The organism is Streptomyces sp. NPDC019531 (genome assembly GCF_044903305.1).
GTDB lineage: Bacteria > Actinomycetota > Actinomycetes > Streptomycetales > Streptomycetaceae > Streptomyces.
In genome coordinates this window covers 1-23,077 of the sequence record NZ_JBJDQL010000063.1, presented here as the reverse complement: position 1 = coordinate 23,077, position 23,077 = coordinate 1, and the positions used below count along the sequence as shown (strand labels likewise).

The 23,077-nt window shown below is 71.4% G+C and carries 19 protein-coding genes; 8 read left to right on the top strand and 11 right to left on the bottom strand.

Annotated elements, in window-relative coordinates; translation table 11 throughout:
* Nucleotides 1-83 precede the first annotated feature (83 nt).
* Nucleotides 84-2,714: a rifamycin-inactivating phosphotransferase gene (rph, locus tag ACI2L1_RS41105; protein WP_404744582.1), complete on the top strand. Its 2,631-nt coding sequence runs from the start codon at nt 84-86 to the stop codon at nt 2,712-2,714.
* A 21-nt stretch (nt 2,715-2,735) separates the two neighbouring features.
* Here rph and ACI2L1_RS41100 read toward each other — a convergent pair whose 3' ends face one another.
* Nucleotides 2,736-3,635, bottom strand: a complete 900-nt coding sequence (locus tag ACI2L1_RS41100) for a S1 family peptidase (protein ID WP_404744581.1) — start codon at nt 3,633-3,635, stop codon at nt 2,736-2,738.
* A 315-nt stretch (nt 3,636-3,950) separates the two neighbouring features.
* Here ACI2L1_RS41100 and ACI2L1_RS41095 point away from each other — a divergent pair, with 315 nt between their 5' ends.
* Both ACI2L1_RS41095 and ACI2L1_RS41090 read left to right on the top strand, forming a co-directional pair.
* Nucleotides 3,951-5,231 (top strand): MFS transporter, encoded by a 1,281-nt coding sequence (locus ACI2L1_RS41095; RefSeq protein WP_404744580.1) that lies wholly within the window; start codon nt 3,951-3,953, stop codon nt 5,229-5,231.
* Nucleotides 5,232-5,338: 107 nt separating this feature from the next.
* Nucleotides 5,339-6,244: a helix-turn-helix domain-containing protein gene (locus ACI2L1_RS41090; RefSeq protein WP_404744579.1), complete on the top strand. Its 906-nt coding sequence runs from the start codon at nt 5,339-5,341 to the stop codon at nt 6,242-6,244.
* A 12-nt stretch (nt 6,245-6,256) separates the two neighbouring features.
* Here ACI2L1_RS41090 and ACI2L1_RS41085 read toward each other — a convergent pair whose 3' ends face one another.
* The 3 genes from ACI2L1_RS41085 to ACI2L1_RS41075 all read right to left on the bottom strand — a co-directional run bounded on the left by ACI2L1_RS41085 (nt 6,257) and on the right by ACI2L1_RS41075 (nt 11,476).
* Entirely contained in the window at nt 6,257-7,072 is an 816-nt protein-coding gene (locus tag ACI2L1_RS41085; protein WP_404744578.1) for an SAM-dependent methyltransferase, read from the bottom strand.
* Between the two features lie 214 nt (nt 7,073-7,286).
* Entirely contained in the window at nt 7,287-10,670 is a 3,384-nt protein-coding gene (locus tag ACI2L1_RS41080) for a S8 family serine peptidase (RefSeq protein ID WP_404744577.1), read from the bottom strand.
* Between the two features lie 29 nt (nt 10,671-10,699).
* Nucleotides 10,700-11,476 (bottom strand): DUF3152 domain-containing protein, encoded by a 777-nt coding sequence (locus ACI2L1_RS41075; protein WP_404744576.1) that lies wholly within the window; start codon nt 11,474-11,476, stop codon nt 10,700-10,702.
* Between the two features lie 158 nt (nt 11,477-11,634).
* Between ACI2L1_RS41075 and ACI2L1_RS41070 the strand changes: the two genes are divergently transcribed.
* Genes ACI2L1_RS41070 through ACI2L1_RS41060 form a run of 3 tightly spaced genes read left to right on the top strand, consistent with a single transcriptional unit; the run spans nt 11,635 to nt 14,374 of the window.
* A complete protein-coding gene (locus ACI2L1_RS41070) occupies nt 11,635-12,330 on the top strand; it encodes a response regulator (protein ID WP_404744575.1) in 696 nt (231 codons plus the stop codon).
* Complete coding sequence (locus ACI2L1_RS41065; RefSeq protein WP_404744574.1) at nt 12,327-13,787, top strand: ATP-binding protein; 1,461 nt, start codon at nt 12,327-12,329, stop codon at nt 13,785-13,787. The genes ACI2L1_RS41070 and ACI2L1_RS41065 overlap by 4 nt, the downstream gene beginning before the upstream one ends.
* On the top strand, nt 13,784-14,374 hold the full coding sequence (locus ACI2L1_RS41060; protein WP_404744573.1) for a hypothetical protein: 591 nt from the start codon (nt 13,784-13,786) through the stop codon (nt 14,372-14,374). Before ACI2L1_RS41065 ends, ACI2L1_RS41060 begins: the two co-directional genes overlap by 4 nt.
* Here the strand turns inward: ACI2L1_RS41060 and ACI2L1_RS41055 are convergent.
* The gene (locus ACI2L1_RS41055) at nt 14,340-14,756 is read right to left on the bottom strand and encodes an ArsR/SmtB family transcription factor (protein WP_404744572.1); all 417 of its coding nucleotides are present in this window, start codon (nt 14,754-14,756) and stop codon (nt 14,340-14,342) included. The two genes, ACI2L1_RS41060 and ACI2L1_RS41055, sit on opposite strands and share 35 nt — an antisense overlap.
* Nucleotides 14,757-14,910: 154 nt before the next feature.
* A complete protein-coding gene (locus ACI2L1_RS41050; RefSeq protein WP_343243786.1) occupies nt 14,911-15,285 on the bottom strand; it encodes a hypothetical protein in 375 nt (124 codons plus the stop codon).
* Between the two features lie 330 nt (nt 15,286-15,615).
* Between ACI2L1_RS41050 and ACI2L1_RS41045 the strand changes: the two genes are divergently transcribed.
* Nucleotides 15,616-15,738, top strand: coding sequence for a hypothetical protein (locus ACI2L1_RS41045; protein WP_404744571.1), 123 nt, complete (start codon nt 15,616-15,618; stop codon nt 15,736-15,738).
* 115 nt (nt 15,739-15,853) lie between these two features.
* Here ACI2L1_RS41045 and ACI2L1_RS41040 read toward each other — a convergent pair whose 3' ends face one another.
* Nucleotides 15,854-17,650: a SpoIIE family protein phosphatase gene (locus ACI2L1_RS41040; protein ID WP_404744570.1), complete on the bottom strand. Its 1,797-nt coding sequence runs from the start codon at nt 17,648-17,650 to the stop codon at nt 15,854-15,856.
* Between the two features lie 408 nt (nt 17,651-18,058).
* Here ACI2L1_RS41040 and ACI2L1_RS41035 point away from each other — a divergent pair, with 408 nt between their 5' ends.
* Complete coding sequence (locus tag ACI2L1_RS41035; RefSeq protein WP_404744569.1) at nt 18,059-18,187, top strand: hypothetical protein; 129 nt, start codon at nt 18,059-18,061, stop codon at nt 18,185-18,187.
* A gap of 95 nt (nt 18,188-18,282) precedes the next feature.
* Here the strand turns inward: ACI2L1_RS41035 and ACI2L1_RS41030 are convergent, their stop codons facing one another.
* The 4 genes from ACI2L1_RS41030 to ACI2L1_RS41015 all read right to left on the bottom strand — a co-directional run.
* Nucleotides 18,283-19,182, bottom strand: coding sequence for an amidohydrolase (locus ACI2L1_RS41030; protein ID WP_404744568.1), 900 nt, complete (start codon nt 19,180-19,182; stop codon nt 18,283-18,285).
* 158 nt (nt 19,183-19,340) lie between these two features.
* Entirely contained in the window at nt 19,341-20,612 is a 1,272-nt protein-coding gene (locus ACI2L1_RS41025) for a VWA-like domain-containing protein (RefSeq protein WP_404744567.1), read from the bottom strand.
* Nucleotides 20,609-21,829, bottom strand: coding sequence for an AAA family ATPase (locus ACI2L1_RS41020; RefSeq protein ID WP_404744566.1), 1,221 nt, complete (start codon nt 21,827-21,829; stop codon nt 20,609-20,611). Before ACI2L1_RS41020 ends, ACI2L1_RS41025 begins: the two co-directional genes overlap by 4 nt.
* Before the next feature lie 62 nt (nt 21,830-21,891).
* Nucleotides 21,892-23,077, bottom strand: a 1,186-nt coding sequence (locus ACI2L1_RS41015) for a hypothetical protein (RefSeq protein ID WP_404744565.1), incomplete at its 5' end; no start/stop codon positions are given.

Genomic DNA, 23,077 nt, shown 5'->3' with positions numbered 1-23,077 from the left:
GCACGGGGGGACTTGCCGCAAGACCCGGGGCACGGCGCAGAATCGTCGGCCGAGGCCACAACCTGCGGAAATGAGGGCGCCACGTGACCGGGCAGTACGTGTTGGATCTTCACGAGACCGACGAGACCGACGAGACCGACGAGACGCGGGTCGCGGTCGTCGGTGGCAAGGGTGCGCACCTGGGCGGCCTGTCGCGGATCGACGGTATCCGGGTGCCCGGTGGCTTCTGCGTCACGACGGACGCCTTCCGGCGGATCATGGCGGAGGTGCCGTCGATCGACGATCGGCTCGATCGGCTCTCGCACCTGGAACCGGACGACCGGGAGGCGATCCGTACACTCAGCGCGGAGATCCGGCGGACCATCGAAGAGACCGCCATCCCGGCCGATCTCGCGGCTGCGATCACCCGGGCGCTCAGCCGGCTCGGCGAACAGACCGCCTGCGCGGTCCGTTCCAGCGCGACCGCGGAGGACCTGCCGACCGCCTCTTTCGCCGGCCAGCAGGACACCTATCTGAACGTCGTGGGGCCGACGGCGATCCTCCGCCATGTCAGCCGGTGCTGGGCCTCGCTGTTCACCGAGCGGGCCGTGACCTACCGTCGGCGCAACGGCATCGACCACCGTACGGTCCACATGGCCGTGGTCGTGCAGCGGATGGTCTTCCCGCACGCGTCCGGCATCCTGTTCACGGCCGACCCTGTGACGGGCAACCGCAAGACCGCCACCGTGGACGCCGGCTTCGGCCTCGGCGAGGCCCTGGTCTCCGGCCTGGTGAACCCTGACGTCTTCAAGGTGCGGGACGGCGCGGTCGTCGCCAAGACGATCGCCGCCAAACAGCGTGCCGTTCACGCCCTGCCGGCAGGCGGCACGCGGGAAGTGTCGATCGACGCGCGGCAGCAGGAGCAGCCCGCGCTGACGGATGAGCAGGTCGTGGAGCTCGCGCGGCTCGGGCGGCGGATCGAGGCGCACTTCGGCCGCCCGCAGGACATCGAATGGTGCCTGGCCGACGACGGCTTCCAGATTGTCCAGAGCCGGCCGATCACGACCCTGTTTCCCCTCCCCGTGGCAGACGACCAGGAGAACCACGTCTACGTCTCCGTCGGCCACCAGCAGATGATGACCGACGCCATGAAGCCCCTGGGGTGGTCGATGTGGCAGCTGACGGCCATGGTGCCGATGCACGAGGCCGGCGGGAGGCTGTTCGTCGATGTCACCCGGCGGCTGGCCTCGCCCGCGATCCGCGCCGGTCTCCTGGACCTCATGGGGAGAGGCGACCCACTGGTCAGGGACGCTCTGGAGACCGTCCTCGACCGCGACGACTTCGTCCCGTCGCTCCCGGAGGCGGGCCCCGGCGGGCCGCCCGTCGGCGGAGTGCCGACCGGTGGCGCGCCCGCCCCGATCGCCCCCGATCCCGCCATCGTCACCGAGCTGATCGACCGCAGCCGGACCTCCGTCGCCGCCCTGGAGCGCGACATCCGGACGAAGACCGGACCGGCGCTGTTGGACTTCCTGCTGGACGCCTTCGACGAGCACAAGCGGGTCCTCGGTGATCCGCTGAACATGCAGGCGATCATGGCGGCGATGGAGGCCACGTGGTGGCTCAACGACAAGCTGCTGGAGTGGCTGGGCGAGAAGAACGCGGCCGACACGCTCACCCTGTCCGCCCCCGGCAACATCACCTCGGAGATGGGTCTGGCGCTGCTCGACGTCGCGGACGTGATCCGTCCGCACCCGGAGGTGGTGGCATTCCTGCAGGGCGTCGAGGACGAGGGTTTCCTGGACGAGCTGGGGAAGTTCGCGGGCGGTACCCAAGCGCGCGACGCCGTCGAGGGCTACCTGGAACGGTACGGCATGCGCTGCGTCGGCGAGATCGACATCACGAGGCCACGCTGGCGTGAGCGCCCCAGCACGCTCGTGCCCGTGATCCTCGACAACGTCAGGAACTTCGAACCGGGCGCCGCCCGACGGCGCTTCGAGCAAGGGCGGCAGAAGGCCTGGCAGAAGGAACAGGACGTCCTGTCACGCCTGCGGGCCCTGCCGGACGGGGACCGCAAAGCCGACGAGACCAAGCGGACGATCGACCGGGTCCGCACCTTCATCGGCTACCGGGAGTACCCGAAGTACGGCATTGTCAGCCGCTACTTCGTGTACAAGCAGGCCCTGTTGGGGGAAGCCGAGCGCCTCGTACAGGCCGGCGTGCTCTCGGAGAAGGAGGACATCTTCTACCTCACGTTCCAGGAACTCCACCACGTCGTGCGCTCGAACCAGGTGGACGACCGGCTCATCCAGCAGCGCAAGGAGGCCTTCCGGTCGTACCGGGCGCTGACACCGCCCCGGGTGCTCACCTCGGACGGCGACGCGCTCACCGGGGCCTACCGGCGTGACGACGCGCCGGTCGGCGCGCTGATCGGCCTGCCGGTCTCCGCCGGGACCGTCGAGGGGCGGGCCCGTGTCGTCCTCGACATGGCGGAGGCCGATCTCGAAGCGGGCGACATCCTGGTCACGCCCTTCACGGACCCCAGCTGGTCGCCGCTGTTCGTCGCGGTCGCGGGACTGGTGACGGAGGTGGGCGGCCTGATGACCCATGGCGCGGTGATCGCCCGTGAGTACGGCCTGCCGGCCGTCGTGGGCGTGGAGCGGGCCACCCGGCTGATCCGGGACGGGCAGCGGATCCGCGTGCACGGAACCGACGGGTACGTCGAGATCCTGTCCTGACCGACCACGCCCGGGGCCGCGTCAATAGACGGACAGTCCGTAGGCGTTGAGTACTTCCTGGATCGGCTGGTAATAGGTGGTGCCTCCCGCGGTGCAGTCCCCGGAACCGCCGGAAAGGATTCCGATGACCTTGTCGCCGGCGTAGAGCGGGCCGCCGCTGTCGCCGGGCTCGGCGCAGATGTTGGTCTGGATCAACCCGTAAATGACGTCTCCGCTCCCGTAGTTGACGGTCGCGTTCAGTGCGGTGACCCTGCCGCAGTGGACACCGGTGGTCGCTCCCCGGCGACAGACGCTCTGGCCGACGTAGGCGGTCGCGGTTCCGGTGACGTCCACGGTTCCGATGGCGCCGGGGTGCGGCACGGCCGGGTTGGAGTACCGGACGACACCGAAGTCGTCGCCCGGGAAGCTGGTGGCAATGGTGGTGCCGATCGGCGTGGTCATCGCGGAGCTGGTGTACCAGGTGGACGCTCCGTCGGTGCAGTGGCCGGCGGTGACGAAGTAATAGGTGGTGCCGCTCTGCACGTTGACCCCCGCTGAGCAGCGCCAACCGGACGTGTAGATGCCGTCGCCGCCCGACAGGAGGGTCCGCAGCCGGCCGTCGAGTCGTTCGACGGACACGGCACCCGCGTCACGCCCGGTGGCCCGCCGGAGCCTGGCCAGGTCGGCGTCCGTGACCGTGGAGTCGGCGTGCACCCGCAGCTTCCCGGTGCGCTCGTCCACGGCCCAACTCGTCCCGGCGATCCCCAGGGACTCGACGGCCGAGGCCACGCCGGCCACCGAGGCGGTGGACGGTGCGGCGGCGCCGGTGGGCACGGCGGCCGCGCTGGTGCCGGCCACAACGAGTGCGGACGCGAGGAGCAGGCTCAACACCGAGGCGAACAGCCGTGGACGTCTGACGGTGGTACGGCGTGTTCTGATCACCGAAGTCTCCCGAGGACGGTAGGTCGGGTGGGAGCACGCCCCTGCGGTCACGGGGCGTGCCGTGCTTCCGTGCCGTGCTTCCGCCGTGCTGGGACGTGGCCCTGGTGTGCCCGCCGACGCCCCAGTGTGCCCGGCCGTGCCGGGTGGAGCCAGGCGGCCTTCGGCCTAACCGGCCACCTGGAGAGGCTTGACGCGTGCGGGGGCCCAACCGGGCTGCGGCTTGGGGCAATTGTGGCCCTTGCTTTGCCGGTGTTTGCGTTGTCTGCCGTACCACCCGGACCTAGCCTGACCTGCGGAACCGTGGGAAGGGTCGGCATGCTGCAAACCGTCAGGGTACAGGCGAAGGGGCTCACCAGGGATCAGCGCAACGCGTTCGTCGCCGCCTATCTGGGCTGGGCGATGGACGCGTTCGACTACTTCCTGGTGGTCCTCGTCTACAGCGAGATAGCCGACGACTTCCATGTCTCCCTCACCGACATGGCCTTTCTCACCACCGCCACCCTGGTGATGCGGCCGGTCGGTGCCTTCGTCTTCGGCATGTGGGCGGACCGTCGGGGCCGCCGGCTCCCGCTCATGGTCGACGTGGTCTTCTACTCGATCGTCGGATTCGCCTGCGCCTTCGCTCCCAACTACGCCGTACTGCTGGTACTTCGCCTGCTGTACGGCATCGGAATGGGCGGCGAGTGGGGTCTGGGCGCGGCGCTCGCCATGGAGAAGATCCCCGCCGAGCGGCGCGGCTTCTGGTCGGGTCTGCTGCAGAGCGGTTACTCGCTGGGGTATCTGCTGGCCGCCGTGGCGTTCTTCGTCATCGAACCCGCCTTCGGCTGGCGCGGGTTGTTCGCCTTCAGCCTGGTGCCCGCCCTGGTCGCCCTGTGGGTGCGCACCCGCGTGGAGGAGAGCGAGGTGTGGGAGAAGAGCGTCAAGCTCAACCGCACCCCCGCGTACCAGGTGTTCAGGAACCCGGCGGTGCTGAAGCGGTTCGTGTACCTCGTGGCCCTGATGACCGCCTTCAACTGGATGTCGCACGGCACCCAGGACATCTACCCGACCTTCGTCAAGAAGGGCCTGGGTCTGTCCCCGGACACCTCCATCGCCATCGCCGTGGTCTACAACATCGGCGCCATCATCGGCGGTGCGCTGCTCGGCGCCTTCTCCGAGAGCCTGGGACGCCGTCGTACGATCATGATCGCGGCCGCCGGTGGCCTGGTCGTGGTGCCCTTCTTCGTTCTGTCCACGGCGGTGGGCTGGCTGATGCTCTCCTCGTTCCTGATGCAGATGTGCGTCCAGGGAGCCTGGGGCGTCATCCCCGCCCATCTGACGGAGATGAGCCCGGACGCGATCCGAGGCTTCTATCCGGGCGTCACCTACCAGCTCGGCAACCTGATCGCCGCCCTCAACCTGCCGATCCAGGAAGCCCTCGCCGAGCGGCACGGCTATCCGGCGGCGATGACCTGGACCGTGGTGCCCGCCCTGGCGGTGGTGATCCTGCTGAGCGCCGTCGGCAAGGAGGCCAAGGGCATCCGCTTCGGCACCGCGGGCACGCCGGAGGTCCCGGGCCGTCAGTCTCCGAGCGCCACGGCGGCCGACGGCGTGTAGGCCCGCTTCCGCCGTACGGATCCGGGCCGCGCGCTCACCCCTTACGATGGCAAGCCGCAGCCCCCGTACATCTGCACAGTCGCGTTCCACCGCAGGGAGAAATGCCCATGGGTGCCAAACAGACCGCAGGAACACCGATCGACAGCGGCGTTCTGGGAGGGCGGTCGGCCGGGCCCATGGTGCCGCGTCTGGTGCTGGGCATGCGGTTGCGCGAGCTGCGGGAGGAGCGGGGGATCTCCCGCGAGGCCGCGGGGCATGCCATCCGAGGCTCCCGGTCCAAGATCAGCCGCATGGAGGCGGGCCGCCACGGTTTCAAGCCACGGGACGTGGAGGACCTGCTCACCCTCTACGGAGTCACCGACGAGGCCGAACGCGCCACCTTGCTGACACTGGCCGACGAGGCCAACACCCCTGCCTGGTGGCAGTACTTCAACGACGTGGTGCCCGCCTGGATGCAGACCTACCTCGCGGCCGAACAGGCGGCGAGCCTCATCCGCTGCTTCGAGGTGCAGCGCGTCCCGGGCCTGCTGCAGACCCCCGACTACGCGCGCGCCTCCCTCCGGCTCGCCCACTCCGACGCCTCCGAGGAGGAGATCGAGCGGCGGGTGGCGTTACGGCTGTCACGGCAGCGCGTCCTGCACCGACGGCCGGCGACCCGGCTCTGGGCCGTGCTCGACGAGGCGGCACTGCGCCGGCCGGTCGGCGGTATCCCCACGATGCGCGCCCAGCTCAGGCATCTCATCGAGATCTGCCGGTTGCCGCAGGTCTCCCTCCAGATCATGCCGTTCCTGGGCGGCGGCCACTCCGCGGAGGGCGGTCCGATCACCATCGTGCGGCTGCCCGGCAGCGAGTTGCCCGATGTGGTCTACCTCGAACAACTCGCCACCGGCCTCTACCCCGACCGGCCCGCCGAGATCGAGTGCTACTGGGACGCCCTGAACCGCCTGGCGGTCGAGGCCGAGTCACCGGACGAGACGCCGACCATCCTGCACCGCATCCTCCAGGAGACCTGACCCCGCCCCGTTTCAGCTCTTGCGGGCGACACCGCCGTACTGGTGCACCTCTGCGGGAAGACCCAGCGCCTCCGTGTCCGGGCGCCAGCGCGAGCACGACGCCACACCCGGTTCGAGCAGTTCCAGACCGTCGAAGTAGCGGGCGATCTGTTCGGGGCTGCGCAGGATGTAGGGGATCGAACCGCCCTCGTTGTACTGCTGGATGGCGTCGAGGTACGCCTGGCTGGTGGCGGTGCTGTCGTACTGCACCAGGAAACTGCCGGAGGGCAGCCCGGCCACCAGTTCCCGCACGATCGCGCATGCCTCGTCGTGGTCCTCGATGTGTCCGAGGATGCCCATCAGCATGAGGGCCACAGGCTTGTCGAAGTCCAGGGTCTTCGCCGCTTCCCGCAGGATCGTGGCCGGGTCGCGCAGGTCGGCGTCGACGTAGTTGGTGACGCCTTCGGAAGTGCTGGTGAGCAGTGCGCGGGCGTGGGCGAGTACCAACGGGTCGTTGTCGACGTAGACGATCCGGGACTCCGGGGCCACGCGCTGGGCGATCTGGTGGGTGTTGTCGACGTTGGGCAGGCCGGTGCCGATGTCCAGGAACTGGCGGACGCCCTCCTCGCCGGCCAGATGACGGACGGCGCGGGCGAGGAAGTACCGGGCGGCACGGGCGCCGGTCTCGATACCGGGGAAGATCTCGCGGAACGCGTCACCTGCGACCCGGTCGACCTCGTAGTTGTCCTTTCCTCCCAGCCAGTAGTTCCAGATCCGGGCCGACTGCGGCACAGAGGTGTCGATCTTGGGCATGGTCTCCTGCTCGGAGTTCTCTGCCTGATCAGCCATGGACGCTCCTGCGAGTGCGCGAATGGGGAAACCACCGAACGGTCGAACACCGGTCGTGGGCATCCACGTTAATCCCCGCAGCTCACCCCATGTGAATCATTGGCCTCAACAGGCCTGGTTCCACAGCAGGTTGACGTCGGCTCAGGCCGGAGTGGTGAACGCGTCTGCCCGGGACGGCGGCGAGGCCGTCCCGGGCAGAGTCACCCGCAGAAGGTCACGGCGTGGTCAGATAGGCCCTTTCGATCGTCTGGGTCAGGGTGTTGCCGTCACGGTCGGTCAGCTCCGCGCGGAGGGAGACGGAGCCCGCCTTCGCCGGGTGCTTCAGAGAGAGGTGGCCGCCGACGGACTTGGCGGGCTGCCAGGTCTTCCCGTCGTCGTACGACACCTGGAAGGCGAGCTTCGCCGGGCGCTGACCCGCCGCCGCGCCCTCGATGGTGAAGGGCACCTCGAAGTGCCGGCCGGCCTTGGCCGTGCTGGCCAGGGTCAGGTCGGGGCTGTAGCGGATCGTCGACAGGGGCAGTGCCGTGAAGGCGTCGTCGGGGGTCGTGGCCGAGTGGAAGGTCCACTGTGCCTGGACACGGGTGCTGACCCCGTGGACGGCCGGGTCGCGGGAGTGGTCCACCGTCAGCTTGTACGCGGTGTCCGCGGCCGGAAGCGTGTACTCGGTGAGACCGTCGGTCGCCGGGATGCCGTAGTCGTCGGGGATCTCCTTGCCGTTCGCCTCCAACGTGACCGTCCCCGACGACGTGTTGCTCATGCCCCAGTGCCCGGAGCCGTCGCCGAACATCGGCAGGAACGCCCTGAGGGTGTTCCCCGCGCGGCCGGCACCGGGGTAGCCCCTGGCCACACCGAGGTCCTCGGGCCGGTTCAGGACCGGGCCGAAGACGCCCACGCCGAACCGCTCCCGGTAGGTGTGGCCGGCCTGCCAGGTCCTCGGCATCCGCATCAGGAAGCCCTCGAAGACCGAGTCCTCGCCCTGACCCGAGACCTGCCAGTTGCGCACCGACCACTTCACGCCGTTGTCGAGGATGTACTCGGTGCTCCGGAACGGCAGGTCCGCGCGCATGTCCGTGTAGCCGGTCACCAGCCGGCCGTCGGGCAGATGCGCGGTCACCTCGGCCTGGAGACGCCGGCCCTCGACCGGCTCGCCCGCCTGGAGGTTCACCTTGGCCAGCTGCTTCCGTTGGACGTTCGCTGTGAAGCCGTCCAGGCTGTCCTCGCGGTACCAGCCCAGGTGGTAGTTGACCGGCCTGCCCTCGCTGTCCTTGCTGGTCCAGCCGCCGGAGTACAGGGAGTTCAGCCCGTCCACGGGTGTGTCGGAGCCGAGCTGTCCGAACCGTGAGCCCTCGAAGGTGGGCAGCAGGAACTGGAGGGAGGCGTCGCTCTCACCCTCGCCCCGCCCGAAGCCGATCGCCACCGCGGCGTCGTTGTTCACGGCGGCCGGGTCCGGCACGGTGATGTCCATCGGCTTCGCCTGCCGCGCGTCGACCTCGACCGTCGTGTCCTTGTCCAGCCGCAGCTTGGGCTGGATCAGCACGGCGTGCCGGGTGGACGACACGGACGGGTGGATCGCCCCGGTGAGCAGGTAGTCGGCCTTGGGCAGCCGCACCGTCAGCTCGCCGTCCCGCTCATCGGCGTACTCCGCGTAGAAGTTGCTGTGGAGACCCGCGACGGAGGTCACGGCGTCGCCGGTCGCCTCGCCGTTCTCGTCGGTGTGCTTGAGCGTCAGGTTGTACGACTCCACCTCGCGGTCGACACCGACGGCGGACCGCACCTGCACCTTGCCGTCGGCCGAGGTGGCCGACACCGAGCCGCCGAAGCTGCCGTCGGCGCTGCCCGCGCGGGTGTCCGCCGTGACCTCGGCGCTCGCCACGCCGCCCGCCGGGACGGTGATCCGCTGCGGGGACACGGCGAACATGCCCTCGGCGGCGGGTTTTCCGTCCACCCCGTAGGCGTCGACCGACAGATCGAGCGCGACCGGCTCGGTGCCGAGGTTGCGGTAAGTGAGCTGCTTGGTCTCGGCCTTGTCGTCGTCGTGCGGCCACTGCTGGACGCCGAAGTCGACGGGACCCTGCTCGGTGACGACACTCTCGTCCAGCGCCCGGACCACGTCGACCCGCCCGGTGCCCTGCTGGAAGGAGCTGTACGCGCCCGGCTTCGCGGAACCGGTCAGCACCGCCTTGAGACGCTCGCCGCTCCAGTCCGGGTGCTGCTGGGCGAGGATCGCGGCGGCGCCCGCGACATGCGGGGTCGCCATCGAGGTGCCCTCGATCGTGAGGTACCCGGGGATGTCGGAGGGATACAACTCCGACAGGAGACTGCCGGCGGCGGCCGCGGCCGTGATGTCGACACCCGGCGCGGTCAGGTCGGGCTTGACCCCGCCGTCGCCGACGCGCGGACCGCGGCTGGAGAAGTCGGCGAGGGAGTCGGACTTGTCGACCGCGCCGACGGTGAGCGCGGCCGCCGCGCTGCCGGGCGAACCGACGGTCCGCTCGCCGTCGCCCTCGTTGCCTGCCGCGATGACGAAGAGCGTGTCGGACTCGGCCGAGAGCCGGTTGACCGCCTCCTCCATCGGGTCGATGCCGGGCAGATCGGTGCCGCCCAGGCTCAGGTTGACGACGTCCGCGCCCTGGGCCACCGCCCACTCCATACCGGCGATGATCCCGGAGTCGTTGCCGCCGCCGTCGTCGTCCAGGACCTTGCCGTTGAGGAGCTGAGCCCCCGGCGCGACGCCCTTGTACTTGCCGTCGGACTTCGCGCCGCTGCCCGCCACGGTGGACGCCACATGGGTGCCGTGGCCGAACTTGTCGGCGGTGGAGCCGGTGCCGCTGAAGTCCCGCTCCGCGACCACCTTGCCCGCGAAGTCCGGGTGCGTGGTGTCGATGCCGGTGTCCAGGACCGCGACCTTGGTGCCGGTGCCGTCGAAGCCCGCGGCCCAGGCGGTCGGCGCCCCGATCTGCGGGACGCTCTTGTCCAGGGACGCCTGGCGTCTGCCGTCGAGCCACAACTTCTCCACGCCGGTCGCGGCGGTGAACTCAGCCGTTCCGTCGGTGGAGTTGTGGGTCACGGCCTTCCAGAACTCGGGGCCGCGCTTCTTCGCGGACCGCATCGCCCTGCCGTTGACGACGGGCAGCTGACGGCCCAGCCTGGCGCCGGCCGCGGTGAACGGGCTCGTCGAGGGCGCCTTGTCGCCGCGGAAGGTGACGATCAGCGGCAGGTCGGAACGGCCCGTGTCGTCGTAGCCGTCCTTGAGCAGCTGGGTGACGTCGAACAGGCGAGGGTCCAACGTGCCCTGCGCGAGCAGCAGTTCGGCGTCACCGGGGACGACCCGGGTGTGCCCGGCGATGACCCGGATCGAGAACGGCATGCCCTGACGGCCCTGCGCCCGCTCCACTCCGGAGACCTGGCCGGTGCCGTCGACCAGGACCCGGTCGCCCGTGACGAGCGTGACCGTCCTGACCGCGGAGGCCGTAGGGGTGCTCGCCCCGGAGACGTCGGCGACGGCTCCGGCGCCGGCCGGGAGACCGGCCAGCACCAGGGTCGCGGAAGCCACTCCCGCGGCCGTGGCCGCATGTCTGTGGCGTACGCGTAACTCCATCTGAACTCCAGTTCGTCGGGGGATGAGTGTCACGGGACGGAGGGGCCCGTGATGAGACGGCCGTCGCTGTCGTACGGCCAGACATTGGGGACGCAGCCGAGCAGGCCCTTGATCTGCTGCATCATCGCGGGGGCGGGCCGCCCCTTTCCCGGGCAGGTGACATGGCCGTGGCCGAGGAAGTGGCCGACCTCGTGATTGATGATCAGAGCCCGGTATCCGCTGACGTCGTTCGCGTAGTACTTGGTCGCCAGGACCCAGCGTCTGAGGTTCACCACCACCTTGTGGTTCACGCTGCAGTTCACCGTGCCGCCGGTGTCGAGGCCGCCCTCGGCGCAGATCCCGTCGACGGTCGTCGGGGTGGCGAGGCGGACCACGAAGTCGGTCGGGCCGCTGGACACCCGCTGGAACGCGGAGTGACCGTCGGCGGTCCAGCCGCGCGGGTCGGCCAGGATCCTCTCCACCTGGGTGGCGACGTCCGAGGGGGTGATCGTGATGCCGTTCTCCACCTCGACGCGGTAGCGCATGGGCGTGCCCTTGCCCACCTTCCCGCTTCCGCCGGGCGCGGTGACGAAGGTCCCCGGGCCGCTCCGGGGGAGGGGCGTCGCGGAAGGGCTCGGAGATGCGCCGGACTTCTCGGGTTCCGGCGACCGACCGGTCTGCCGAGCCTTCGGGCTCTCGGTGGTGGTGGGCGAGCCGGCCGCGGTGGGCGGTCGTTTCGCGTCGGACGGCAGCCATGCCACCACCGCGCCGCCGACGGCCGCGAAGGCGGCCAACGCGACCAGGCCGCCCGTCAGTTGCCTCTTCACGCTCCGTTCGGAGCGCTTCCGGCGACTGCGGCCGGCGGGCTTTCGTTTGTGCGCTGTCACGGTCGTTCACGATGTGATCGCCATGTGATCGGACCTGGCCCGGAAGATAACGAACCGATAACCCTCCTCATGGTCATGGCCCTGTGGATACTGTGCGCATGTCACGTGTACTGCTGATCGAAGACGACCCCGCCGTCCGGGAGGGTGTCGCCCTGGCCCTGCGCCGTCAGAACCACGACGTCGACGCCACCGCGACCGGCGAGGAGGGAATGGACCGGCTGCGCTCCTTCCGGCCGGACATCGTGGTCCTCGATCTGATGCTCCCCGGCATGACCGGCCTGGACGTGTGCCGGGGCATACGGGCCCTCGACCAGACCCTGCCGATCATCATGGCGACGGCAAGGGGTGACGAAGTGGACATCGTTGTCGGTCTGGAGGCCGGCGCCGACGACTATGTCGTCAAGCCCGTACTGGCCCGTGTGCTCGACGCGCGCATACGCGCGGTCCTGCGTCGGGCGGCCGGGGGCGCGCCCGACGCCGAGGGCCTGCCGAAGATCGACACCTATGGCGACCTGGCCGTGGACCGGGCGGGACTGACCGTCGCGCTGAGCGGCGAGCCGATCGCCCTCGCCCCCTCCGAGCTACGGCTTCTGCTCACCCTCTCCGCCTCCCCGGGCCAGGTGTTCAGCCGTCAGCAACTCCTGGAAGCGGTCTGGGAGCACGACTACCACGGCGACGCACGCCTGGTGGACGCCTGTGTCAAACGACTGCGCACCAAGATGTCCGAGCCGCCCCGCGCACCCCGCTACATCCACACCGTGCGCGGTTTCGGCTACCGTTTCGCGGCGCCGTGACCGCGCGCCGGCTGCGCGGCCTGCGTTCTCGCCTGGTGGTGGCCTTCGGGCTGGTGGCCGCCGTCGCCGCCATCTCGACCGGAGCCCTGACCTTCAGGGAGGCTCGCACCGGGGTGCTCCAGCAGAGCCAGGACGCCACCATCAGACAACTGCGCGCCCAGCTCAACCAGCACGCCGCCGAACTCTCCTTGCCGCCCGACGAATCGGCGTTGCGGAAGTTCGCCGAGGACACGGCGGCCACCGAGTCGCAGGGCAGTTGGCGGGTGCTGGTGACGTACGGCGACCTCAGCGGCTCCTCCGTCCCCGGCGACCCGCTCACCGAGGTGACGCCGGCCGTGCGCGAGGCCGTCGGATCCAGTCGGGCCACCGTCTTCCAACGGGTGCGGGAGGGCGGCCGCACCTCCCTCGTCGTCGGCATGTCGATTCTCTTCGGCGGCCCCAACGTGGCCGACGCGGCCACGGGCGTCCAGGTGTTCCTGGTGGTTCCGCAGACCACGGAACAGGCGTACGTCGACGCCCTGGTCACCGCCGTCGAACGGGCCATGGTGGCGGCCCTCGTGCTCGCCGTCGTGCTCGCGCTGTTCGCCGCCCGCGGGGTGCTGGTGCCGGTGCGCAAGCTCCGGCACGCCACCCGCCGGATCGCAGAAGGGCGCCTGGACACCCGCCTCGCGGTCAACGGCTCCGACGAACTCGCCGATCTGTCCCACACGTTCAACGAGACGGCCGCCGCGCTGGAGACCTCGGTGGCGGAACTGCGCGAGATGGAGGCCCGGGCCCGGCGCTTCGCCGCCGACGTCTCGCACGAACTGCGCACCCCGCTCGCCGCCATGTCGGCGGTCACCGACGTCCTCGACGAGGACGCCGCCCGGCTGGACCCGGACACCGCCACCGCGGTCCGCCTCATCAGTGAGGAGACCGTGAAACTCGCCCGTCTCGTCGACGACTTGATGGAGATCTCCCGCTTCGACGCGGGTGCGGCGGTGCTGCACCTGGACGAGATCGACCTCGCCGAGTCCATCCGGCGCACCCTCGCCTCCCGCGGCTGGACGGACACCGTGGAGACCGAACTGCCGCCCCCGCACGCGGTGCGCGGACGCGTCGACCCGCGCCGCCTCGACGTGGTCGTCGCCAACCTGGTCGGCAACGCCCTGAAGCACGGCGCCCGTCCGGTACGGGTGCGCCTGAGCGCGGCCGACGCAGTGGCCGAGATCGAGGTGAGGGACAGCGGGCCCGGCATCCCCTACGACGTCCTGCCCCATGTCTTCGAGCGGTTCTACAAGTCGGACACCGCCCGGATCCGCTCCGAGGGCAGCGGCCTCGGCCTGTCGATCACCGCCGAGAACGTCCGCATCCACGGCGGCACCGTCCGCGCCGCCAACCACCCGGCGGGCGGCGCCGTCTTCACCGTAGAACTTCCGCTGCGGCGGGACGAGTCGCCCGAGGAGCACCCGTCATGAAGGCCTTGCGCCGTGTCCCGCCGTTGCTGACGCTCTTCGCGCTCACCTCCTGCGGGATCCCAGCGACCGGGGTGGTGGAGGCGGGCGTCCCCGCGAGCGGGGTCCTCCCGATGACGCCGGTCTACTTCGTCGAGGACGGCGGGCTCGTCGCGATGCCGCGCGACACCGACCAGCCCGGCGACCCCACGGCGGCGCTCCGGCTGCTGATGGCCGGCCCGCTGGCCGGCGAGGGGCGCGCGGGCAAGGACCTCCACAGCGAGGTACCGGGGCTGCCGACCGCCGTGGCGGTCCCGTCGGCCACCACGGTCCCGTCGGCCACCACGGAGCCGTCGGCCACCACGGGCCCGTCGGGGAACCCCTCGCCGTCGTCGGACGCCCCGACGGTGACGACGAAGGGCGACACCATGACGATCCAACTGCCCCCGGGCATGGGCACGTTGACCGACATCGGCGTAAGGCAGCTGGTCTGCACGGCCGCCGCCGCGCACCGACTCAACCATCCGTCCCCCGCCCCGGTCACCGCCGACGTGACCTACGACGACGGCCGGAACGTCACGGTGTCGGACGAGGACTGCCCCGATCGGTGAGAAGGCCGCCCGCCGGGGAACCGGGCCGCGGCGGGGGAGTCGCGGGTACGGCGGTGTCGGCCTCCTGGAGCTGGCTGAGAAGCTGGTTCTGGCCGGCCAGGAGCTCCGTGAGGATACGGCGGGCGGCGCGCAGGAGTTCGGCGACGTCGCCGCCGGCGAGCGCGTAACTCACCGTGGAGCCCTCGCGGATGGACACGACGATGCCGGACCGCCGCAGGACGGCCAGTTGCTGGGAGAGGCTGGAGGGCTCGATGTCGATGTCGGAGAGCAGGTCACGGACGGGCACGGGCCCGTGCTGGAGCAGCTCCAGGACACGGATGCGCACGGGGTGCCCGAGCATGCGGAAGAAGTCCGCCTTGGCCTGGTAGAGGGGGACGTGCATGGGTGCTCGCTCCCTGCCGGACGGTACGGGGTCGTCGGTGCCGATCCTTCTGGTCGGGGACGCCCTGCGGCCACGGATTGGACTCATGTGGATGTGGCGACTTGAAGAAGTCTTCACATCGCGGGCGCACGGCGTCCCCGGCCCGAGAGCGGACCTAGATCTCCAACTGCTCCTCCACGCGCCTGAGTTGGTGGCGTGCCATCGCCAGGTTCGAGCGGGCCTTGTCGAGGACCAGATACAGGAACAGCCCGTTGCCGTTGCGGCCGGTCACCAGGCGGATGAGGTGGTACTGGCTGCCGAGCGTGATCAGGATGTCCTCGATACTGCTCTTGAGGCCCAACTGCTCCATGGTGCGCACCTTGGCCCGGATGACATCGGTGTTGCCGGCCGCCGCGACCGTCATGTCCAGGTCCTTGCCGCCGCCCAGCGTGCCCAGCGCCATCCCGCTGGTGTAGTCGACGACCGCGGCCGCCATCGCCCCTTCCGTCCCGGCCAGCATCTCCTTCAGTGACACTTCCACACTCGCCACGGTGTCTCCCTCTGTGTCTGTGGATCGCGGCGGGCCCGTGCCGGGTCCGTCCGCCGGATGGCCGGACCGTATGCGCGTCACCATGGCCGGCGGCGGGGGTCTCCGGGACTGCCCCACCTTGACTGAACACCACCCCGACACGACCGCCTGCCGGGCCACAACTGGCCTTCAAAGGGCCGAAGATGACCCCCGAACCGAACTCCCGCTCCCTTCGGGCCGCCTCGGCCGAAAGGCCCACCCGGGTCCGCTCACCGCCGCCGATCCCCGGCCGAGCGGCCGAGGTGACGGCCCCCACCCTCCGGGAAGGTTGACCCAGCCCGTACCGGCACCGTGCTCACCGACCGCTGGGTGCTGACGGACGGCGTCGACGTCGCCCTGTTCCGGGTCGCCAAGCCCGTCAAGGCACCGCACGTGAAGCTCGCGGACGGCGACCCGCGCAAGGACGCATCGTGAACATCCACGGTTACGGATCCTTCAGTGCACGGCCCCGCCTTCTCCAAGGGCGTGCAGGTCGGAGTCCTGTTCGGTCCGGACGAGTACAGCAGCGTCTCCTTCCACCGGACCTGGATCAGGAAGGTGACCGGAGCGTGAGTCCCGCCTCAAGGGTCCGGGCCGCCAGCAGCGTGACGTCGTCCTCCGAGTTGGTCGGGGCCAGCCGGTCGAGGACGGTGTTCAGGACGTCCGGCAGGGACTGCCCGGAGGCGATGGGCATGGCGGACAGGGCGTCGAGGCCGGTGTCTATGTCCTCGCCGCGCCGCTCCACGAGCCCGTCCGTGTAGGCCAGCAGCAGGGAGCCCGGCGGCAGCGGGCAGTGCCGGCTCTCGTACCCGCCGGAGCCCGTGCCCAGTGGAGGACCGACGGGCAGGTCCACGAGTTCGGGGGTGGTGTCCGGCCGGACCAGCAGGGGCGGGACATGACCGGCCGTGGCCAGGACGACGTGTTCGGCGTCGGGGTCCAGGAGAGCCAGGACGCAGGTGGCGACGCGGTCGAGGTCGAGCGCGTGGGCGGTCCGGTCCGCCTCGGTGAGCAGCCGGTCGGGAGCCAGTCCCTGCAGGGCCAGTGCCCGGATCAGCGAGCGGTACTCACTCATCGCCGCGGCCGCCCGCACCCCGTGCCCCATGACGTCCCCGACCACGAGCAGGGTGCGCCCCGAGGGCAGGGCGACCGCGTCGAACCAGTCGCCGCCGACCTCGGCGCCCCGCCCGGCGGGCAGATAGCAGCTGGCGATCTCCACGCCCGGCCCCGGGGTGTGCGGGGTGGCCAGGAAGGCGCGCTGCATCTCCAGGGCGGTCTCGTGCTCGTGCGTGTAGCGCAGGGCGTGGCCGATGCCCGTCGAGGCCCGTGCGGTCAGCAGCTCCAGAAGCTCGACGTCCTCCGGGGTGAACTCGGGGGAGTCCCCTCTGCGGCCCACGATGACGGCTCCCACGGGCTCACCGCCCACCATCAGGGGCAGGTAGGCCACCGATTGCAGCTCCAGGGCCCGGTAGCGCTCCAACCGCTGCCGGGTGGGGGCGAGGAGGCGCGCGGTGTCGTCGTCGGGCCGGGTGAGCACCACGGGCTTGTGCCCGGTCAGCACTTGGGCCATCGACGAACTGGCCTGGTGGAAGATGGCCTCGCCGCTTCTGGTCATGGGGGTGAGCGGCTCGGGCATGCCGGGAGCCGTGGCCACCGCCATCCGGCGCAGCCGCACCGGGACGGGCGTGGCCGGGGCCCGGCGGGTGCCCGCGGGGTCGAGCACGTCCACGACGGCGTAGTCGGCGAACCGCGGCACCAGCAGATCGGTCAGCGCCCGGCAGGCCTCGGCCGCGTCGAGCGTGCTGCCGACCCGGGCGGCGGTCTCCTCCAGCAGCTCCAGACGCTCCTGGGCCCGCCGCAGTGACTCACGCTGCTGGATCGCCTCCGTCACCTCCATGACCACGGCGGCGACTCCGACGATCTCGCCGTCCTCACCGTCGAGCCGGTGGAAGGCGCCGAGCCACCAGCGCGGCACGTCCACCGGGTCGAGGGGCACCCGGCTGTCGAACACGACCGTCTGCGGCCGGCCGGTACGGATCACCTCGCGCACCACATCCGCCGAGGGCCCGGAGCCGGGGATCACCTCCGGCATGGGACGGCCGATGTGGTCCTCGACGGGCAGCCCGTTGAACCCCGCCAAGGTGTCGTTCAGGTACAGATAGCGCAGTTCCGAGTCCAGGACCGCGACCGCCGCCGGTGTCCCGTCCAGGAAACGGCGGGCCGTCCACAGCTCGTCCAGCACCTGCCCGGTCCCCGCCGCCCGGGCCACCTCCGACAGCTCATGCAAGGTCTCCGAGGCGAGGAAGGGGGCCGAGCGCGCGTACAGGGGGCGGTGGGTCATCTGGTGCATGTCCTCGAAAGGTGGAGTCCGATTTGTCACGCTTATGGCGTATTGGAGCATATCTGAACTGCTGAAGCTGTGAGCTGGGTCTCATGCGCCGCCGGACCAGCCTCTCGAAGAAGAACTCGTGCTTCAGGAACGACGCCTCTACGCCCACTGCCGACTGCCGGGCGGGCGAGGGCGAGGGCGGGGCGGGGGCGAGCGGCGCAGGGTCCCGGTGATGCAGGACGCCGGGGCGGACGCGGCGGTGTTGCGCGGGCTGCTGCGGCAGAGGGTCGCGGCAGGCGCGCAATCCCCGGCGAGGGCCCCCGCCATCTGTGGACGGTGCTGTGGCGTACGACCGCCCTCACCGCCGCCGAGAACGCCCCGGCTCCCGGCACCCCGCCCCGCCATCGCCCACATCGAAGAGCATCTGGCATGATCCGGCGCCGCCGATCGCAAAGCGCCGGGCACCTGCTCATCACCCCGACCCTCGCCATCCCGGTGATCGCGGCGACCGTCGGCATCCCCGACCTCCAGGCGTTCAACACGACATGCCGCAAGTAGCTGGGGGCATCGCCGCGGGCGGTGTGTGAGCAGAACGGACAGGCGGATGGTGATCGGCACGATCGGCGCCCCGCTCACCTGTGAAAACCGCGCGGTCACTCCGTCCCGGTGAGCAGTCTCCGGGGGTTGGCGATACGGAAGGCGTACGCCGCTGCTCCGCCGAGACCGTGGCCGGGATGCTGTGGCGGCTCCGCGTACGGCCGGTCCGAACCCTGGATCACGGCGTCCACGCCAAGGGCACGCACGACGGACTCGACCGCGCGCGGACCGTACGAGGACGTCTCGACGAACACCAACGGATCCGCGCGTCCGTCGCCGTCCCCGCGGGCGGCGAACCGCTCCCCGTGCAGCGGGGCGAGTCCGGCCAGGAGCGCGAAACAGACCCGCAGCCGCGGATGACGCGGCCGGCCGTGAGCGCGAAAGGCGAACCAGGCCGCGTGCATCTGCTGGACGTAGGGCACCATCGCGGGCCACCAGCCGAGTCCGTCGGAGCCGCCGGGCGCGGGCCCCGGGTGGACGAAGAGCGGGAGGTCCCGCTCTTCGAGCAGATCGAGCAGGGGAGCGCACCGGGCGTAACCGGCCGCGTCCGCAAGGGCGTCGGCGGGCAGCTGCAGGCCGACGAAACCCTGGTCGAGGGCTTGGGCCGTCGCCATGGCATCGATGTCCCGGACACAGGCGGCGGCCCACGCCCCGAAAGGTTGGGGGAGCGCGGCCGAGCCCTCGTGGTAGGCGTCCAGCAGCGGCCGCGCCTCGGCCGCGGGCAGCCACTCCACGCCGATCGGCGCGGACAGCGAGACGAGCGCGAGGCCGAGGCCGTCGGTGGCGGCGAGCTCGGCGCGCAGGGCCACGTCGTGGTCGGCGGGCGGAAGGTCGTAGGGCGGCTCACCGTCCAGATACAGGGTCCAGCCGTCCAGATACGGTGGCTCGCGACGCGCCCTCAAGGCCGCCACCAGCGAAGGGCTCCACAGATGCTGGTGCACGTCCACATTGGTCATGACGCTCCTCCCACCCAGGCGCGCAATGTGCCCCGGACTGCGCAGGCCCCCATGATCTCGTGGCCCACCACCTCCACGTCCACCCCAAGGGTCCGGTCATCGTCAATCGGCGTGCCCCGACGCCGGGTTGACCGGCAGTCCACGGCCTCAGAGCCTTGTCACATCACCGGCCCGGAGCCCGAACCGATCTCGACCACTCGGGCCCACGCGGGCGGCGCGGTGGGCACGTACTCGGGGTTGTTCTCGCGGCGTGCCCTGCTCACCCCGGGGCGAGGGAACAGGCCGATCACCGTACGGCAGGACGGCTGCGCGCTCGGCCAGGGCGTCTGGCCGTCGGTCAGGGCCACGACAACGTCGGGCCGGGGCCGTGAGCGCAGGGCCCTGTCGAAGCCCGCGCGCAGGTCCGTACCCCCGCCACCGGTCAGTGGGATGCCCTCGGCCCGGCACAGCGGACGCACCATTCCGGCCGCCGCGTCGCACGAGAGCACGGTGACCAGGTCGCGGCGGCCACCCACGGCACGGGAGAGCGCGGCGACCTCAAGGAGCGCGCTGCCCAGCTCGCCGTCGCTGACCGAGCCCGAGGTGTCGATGATCACGCACACCCGGGGCGGCCTGCGCCGCAGACTCGGCAGGACCGCGCCGGGCACCCCGGCCGAGCGCCGCGAGGGGCGGCCGTAGGTGTAGTCGTCGCCCGACCCGGCACCGGAGACCGCCGAGCGGAGCGCCGCGCCCAGCAGGTCCCGCCACGGCTGCGGCGGATGAAAGGCCTCCTCCGCCCACCGCCGCCAGCCCCTGGGGGCGCGCCCGGGGTGCGCCTTGATGCCCTCCGCGACCCGGAAGCGGACCGCGTCCCGCTCCTGTTCGCTCAGACCGTCCTCGCCGTCGGCCCCCAGGTCCCACTCGCGCTCCAGACCGTCGGCGCCGCTCCCGCAGTCCAGCCAGGACAGGTCAAGCGTGAGCGGCCCGAGGCTGATGTCCTTCAGGTACTCCTCCATCAGCCGACCCTCCCCCAGCCGCAGGCGCCCCGGCTCGACGGCTCCCTCGGGCCGGACCAACCCGTCGCCGTACACGTCGTCGTTGATCTCGCAGTCCGCGGCGATGTTCATCCGCAGCCGGTCCCCCACGCCGGTCAGCCCGCGCTCCCGGGCCACCCGGTCACCGCGCCCGTGGTGGTCGCGCAGCAGATGCGACGCCTCGTGCACCCATACACCCGCCAGCTCCTCCACCGGCGTCCGGTCCACGAACGCCGGCGACACATAGCACCGCCAGTGCCGGTCCACGGCCATCGTCGGGACCCGCTTCGACTCGACGGTGTGCAGGGCGAAGAGCGCGGTGGCCAGGTAGGGGCGGGCCCGGGCGGCTTGGAGGCGGGCGGCGAAGAGCTTGTCGCGGTCCAGGGTCCCCATGCTCTCGGGGGCGTCGGTGGTCATCGGCGCCCCTTGGCAGCGGCGGCGGCCCGGTCCGCGCGCTGGGACAGCACCACCGTCCCGGCCAGCTTCTCGATCGCCGCAGGTACGTCCCAGTCCTCCCGGCGCAGCGAGGCGAGTGTCGTCGCGGGTACGACCACGAGATCCGGGGCCCCGGTCTCCAGCGCCCGGACCAGCACCGCCCAGGCCGAGTCCCAGCGGGCCCGGTCCGGACGTGCGCGTACGGCCGCCACCACGCCGTCGAGCACGGCCTGCCGGAGATCTCCCCGCTCGGGCAGGACGGCTCCCGCCGGGTCGGCGAGCACCTCTTCCGGATCGGGAAGGTCCAGCCGGTCCAGGCTCGCCAGCAGCTCAAGACCCGGACCGTCCCCCACCGTGCCCCGGACCAGCAAGGAGAGCACATCCCGTGCGGAGCCGGCCGCCGTCGCGAAGGCGATCAGGGAGAGGGTCATGTCCCAGCTGCGCGGCGACGGCCACGGCCCGCCCCGCCGGGCCTCGCCGGTGGGCAGCCGGTGCACGAGCGTGGGCCGCGCGGCGAGCAGCCCGCACACCGCCCGGCGGGCGAAGTCCACCGCCTTCGGCAGCTTCCCCGCATCGAGTCGCGGCAGGGTCGCCCGGGGCCAGGTCCCGCCGAGTCCGCGTACGACGACCTCATGGTCGTGGGTCCACTGCAGATGGACGAACCGGTTGGCCAGCGGCGGGCTCAACTCCCAGCCGTCGGCCGCCGAGGACCGAGGATTGGCGGCGGCCACGATCCGCACCCCGGGCGGCAGTCGGAGAGCGCCGATCCGCCGCTCAAGGACAAGCCGGAGCAGCGCGGCCTGGACGGCGGGCGGCGCGGTGGACAGTTCGTCGAGGAACAGCAGTCCCCGACCGGCCCGCACCAGCCGCACCGCCCAGTCCGGCGGGGCCATCGGCACGCCCTGCGTCGCGGGATCGTCCCCGACCACGGGCAGCCCCGAGAAGTCGGACGGCTCGTGCACGCTGGCGATCACCGTGGTCAACGGCAGGTCCAGGGCCGCGGCGAGCTGTGTCAGCGCCGCGGTCTTGCCGATCCCCGGTTCGCCCCACAGCAGTACGGGCAGGTCGGCGGCGACGGCCAGGGTGAGGGCTTCCAGCTGGGAGTCGGGGCGCGGTTCGGTGGTGGAGTCGCGCAGGAGGGTCAACAGATCGGCGGCGATGTCGAGTTGGGAGTTCGGCGCAGGGGCGTGTGTGGTCATGAATGATCACCTATGGGCTAGGAGCGGGCCAGGAAGAAAGGGGCGGTTCCCCTGTGGACGGTTCAGCGCGCGGTCGTGCGGCGCGGATGCGTACGCCGGGACCGGGAGTCACGAGTGCTCGGGCGCGGTGCGAACGAGGCGGGGCCCGGACCCGCCAGACCCGTCCTGAAGAGGCCATATGTGATGCGCCGTTGCGCGGCCGCCTCCAGTTCGTCCCGGAGGGGGCCGGTGCGGAGCAGCGCCTCGGGGCCGAGCAGCGCCTCCACGACGGCCAGCGCGCCGGCGGTGTCGCCGTGCACCAGACGCTCGCGGACGCCGTCCAGGCAGTGCGGGCGGCGGTGTGCCTCGTCGATGGCCTGGAGGCAGGGGAGTGGGGTGCCGGTCAGCGCGACCAGCAGTTCCTCCCGCCGGATCTCGTCCGGGTCATGGTCCAGTGGGGCCAGTACCCCGTCGACCAGACCGATCCGGTGCCGGGCGCCACGGCACTCCACGATCCGCTGCTGCCCGGGCCCGTCGTGGATCCGGGGCGGTCCGGTGGCCGTGCGGTCCGGTACCAACGCCGCGGCGACCAGGGGGTGCAGCCGGTCGGCCTCGATCGCGCCGGTGCGCAGGAGTTCGAGGTCGGGGACGACCCAGGTCGCCGCGTCGGGCAGGACGGGGAGTGCGGAGACGGAACCGGCGGTGGGGGTCGGTACGGTCCGTATCAGGCCGTCGTCCGCGGAGAGCTCCAGCACCAGCCGGTGCCGCCCGCCGAACCGCACCAGCACGCGACCGGCGGACCGCCCCTCGGCACCGAGCAGAATCCGCGCCTCGGCCGCCCAACGGTCGACGGCACAGTTGTGCGGCACGGTCCGGATCAACTCGGGGTCGATCGGCGGCGGTCGACGGTCCCCCCAAGGAAGGGCGGATACCCCGGCCTCCGGACCGCCCCGTGCCTCACCGGTCCCTGCCCGGTCCCGCCCGTCACCAGTTCCTGCTCGGTCCCGCGCACCACCGGCCCCCGACGGGTCTCCTGCGTCAGCTGGTCCCGGCAAGTTCCCCGGGTCAGCTGGTCCTGCCCGGTCCCGCCCGTCACCGGCTCCTGCTCGGACCCCAGGGCCACCGGCCCACGACGGGTCCGGTGCGTCGGCTGGTCCCGACAAGTCCCCTGCATCACCGGGTCCCGGCAGGTTCCCCGCGCATGCCGGCCCCGCCGTGTCCCCTGCACCGGCCGGTCCCGGCAGGTTCCCCGCGCATGCCGGCCCCGCC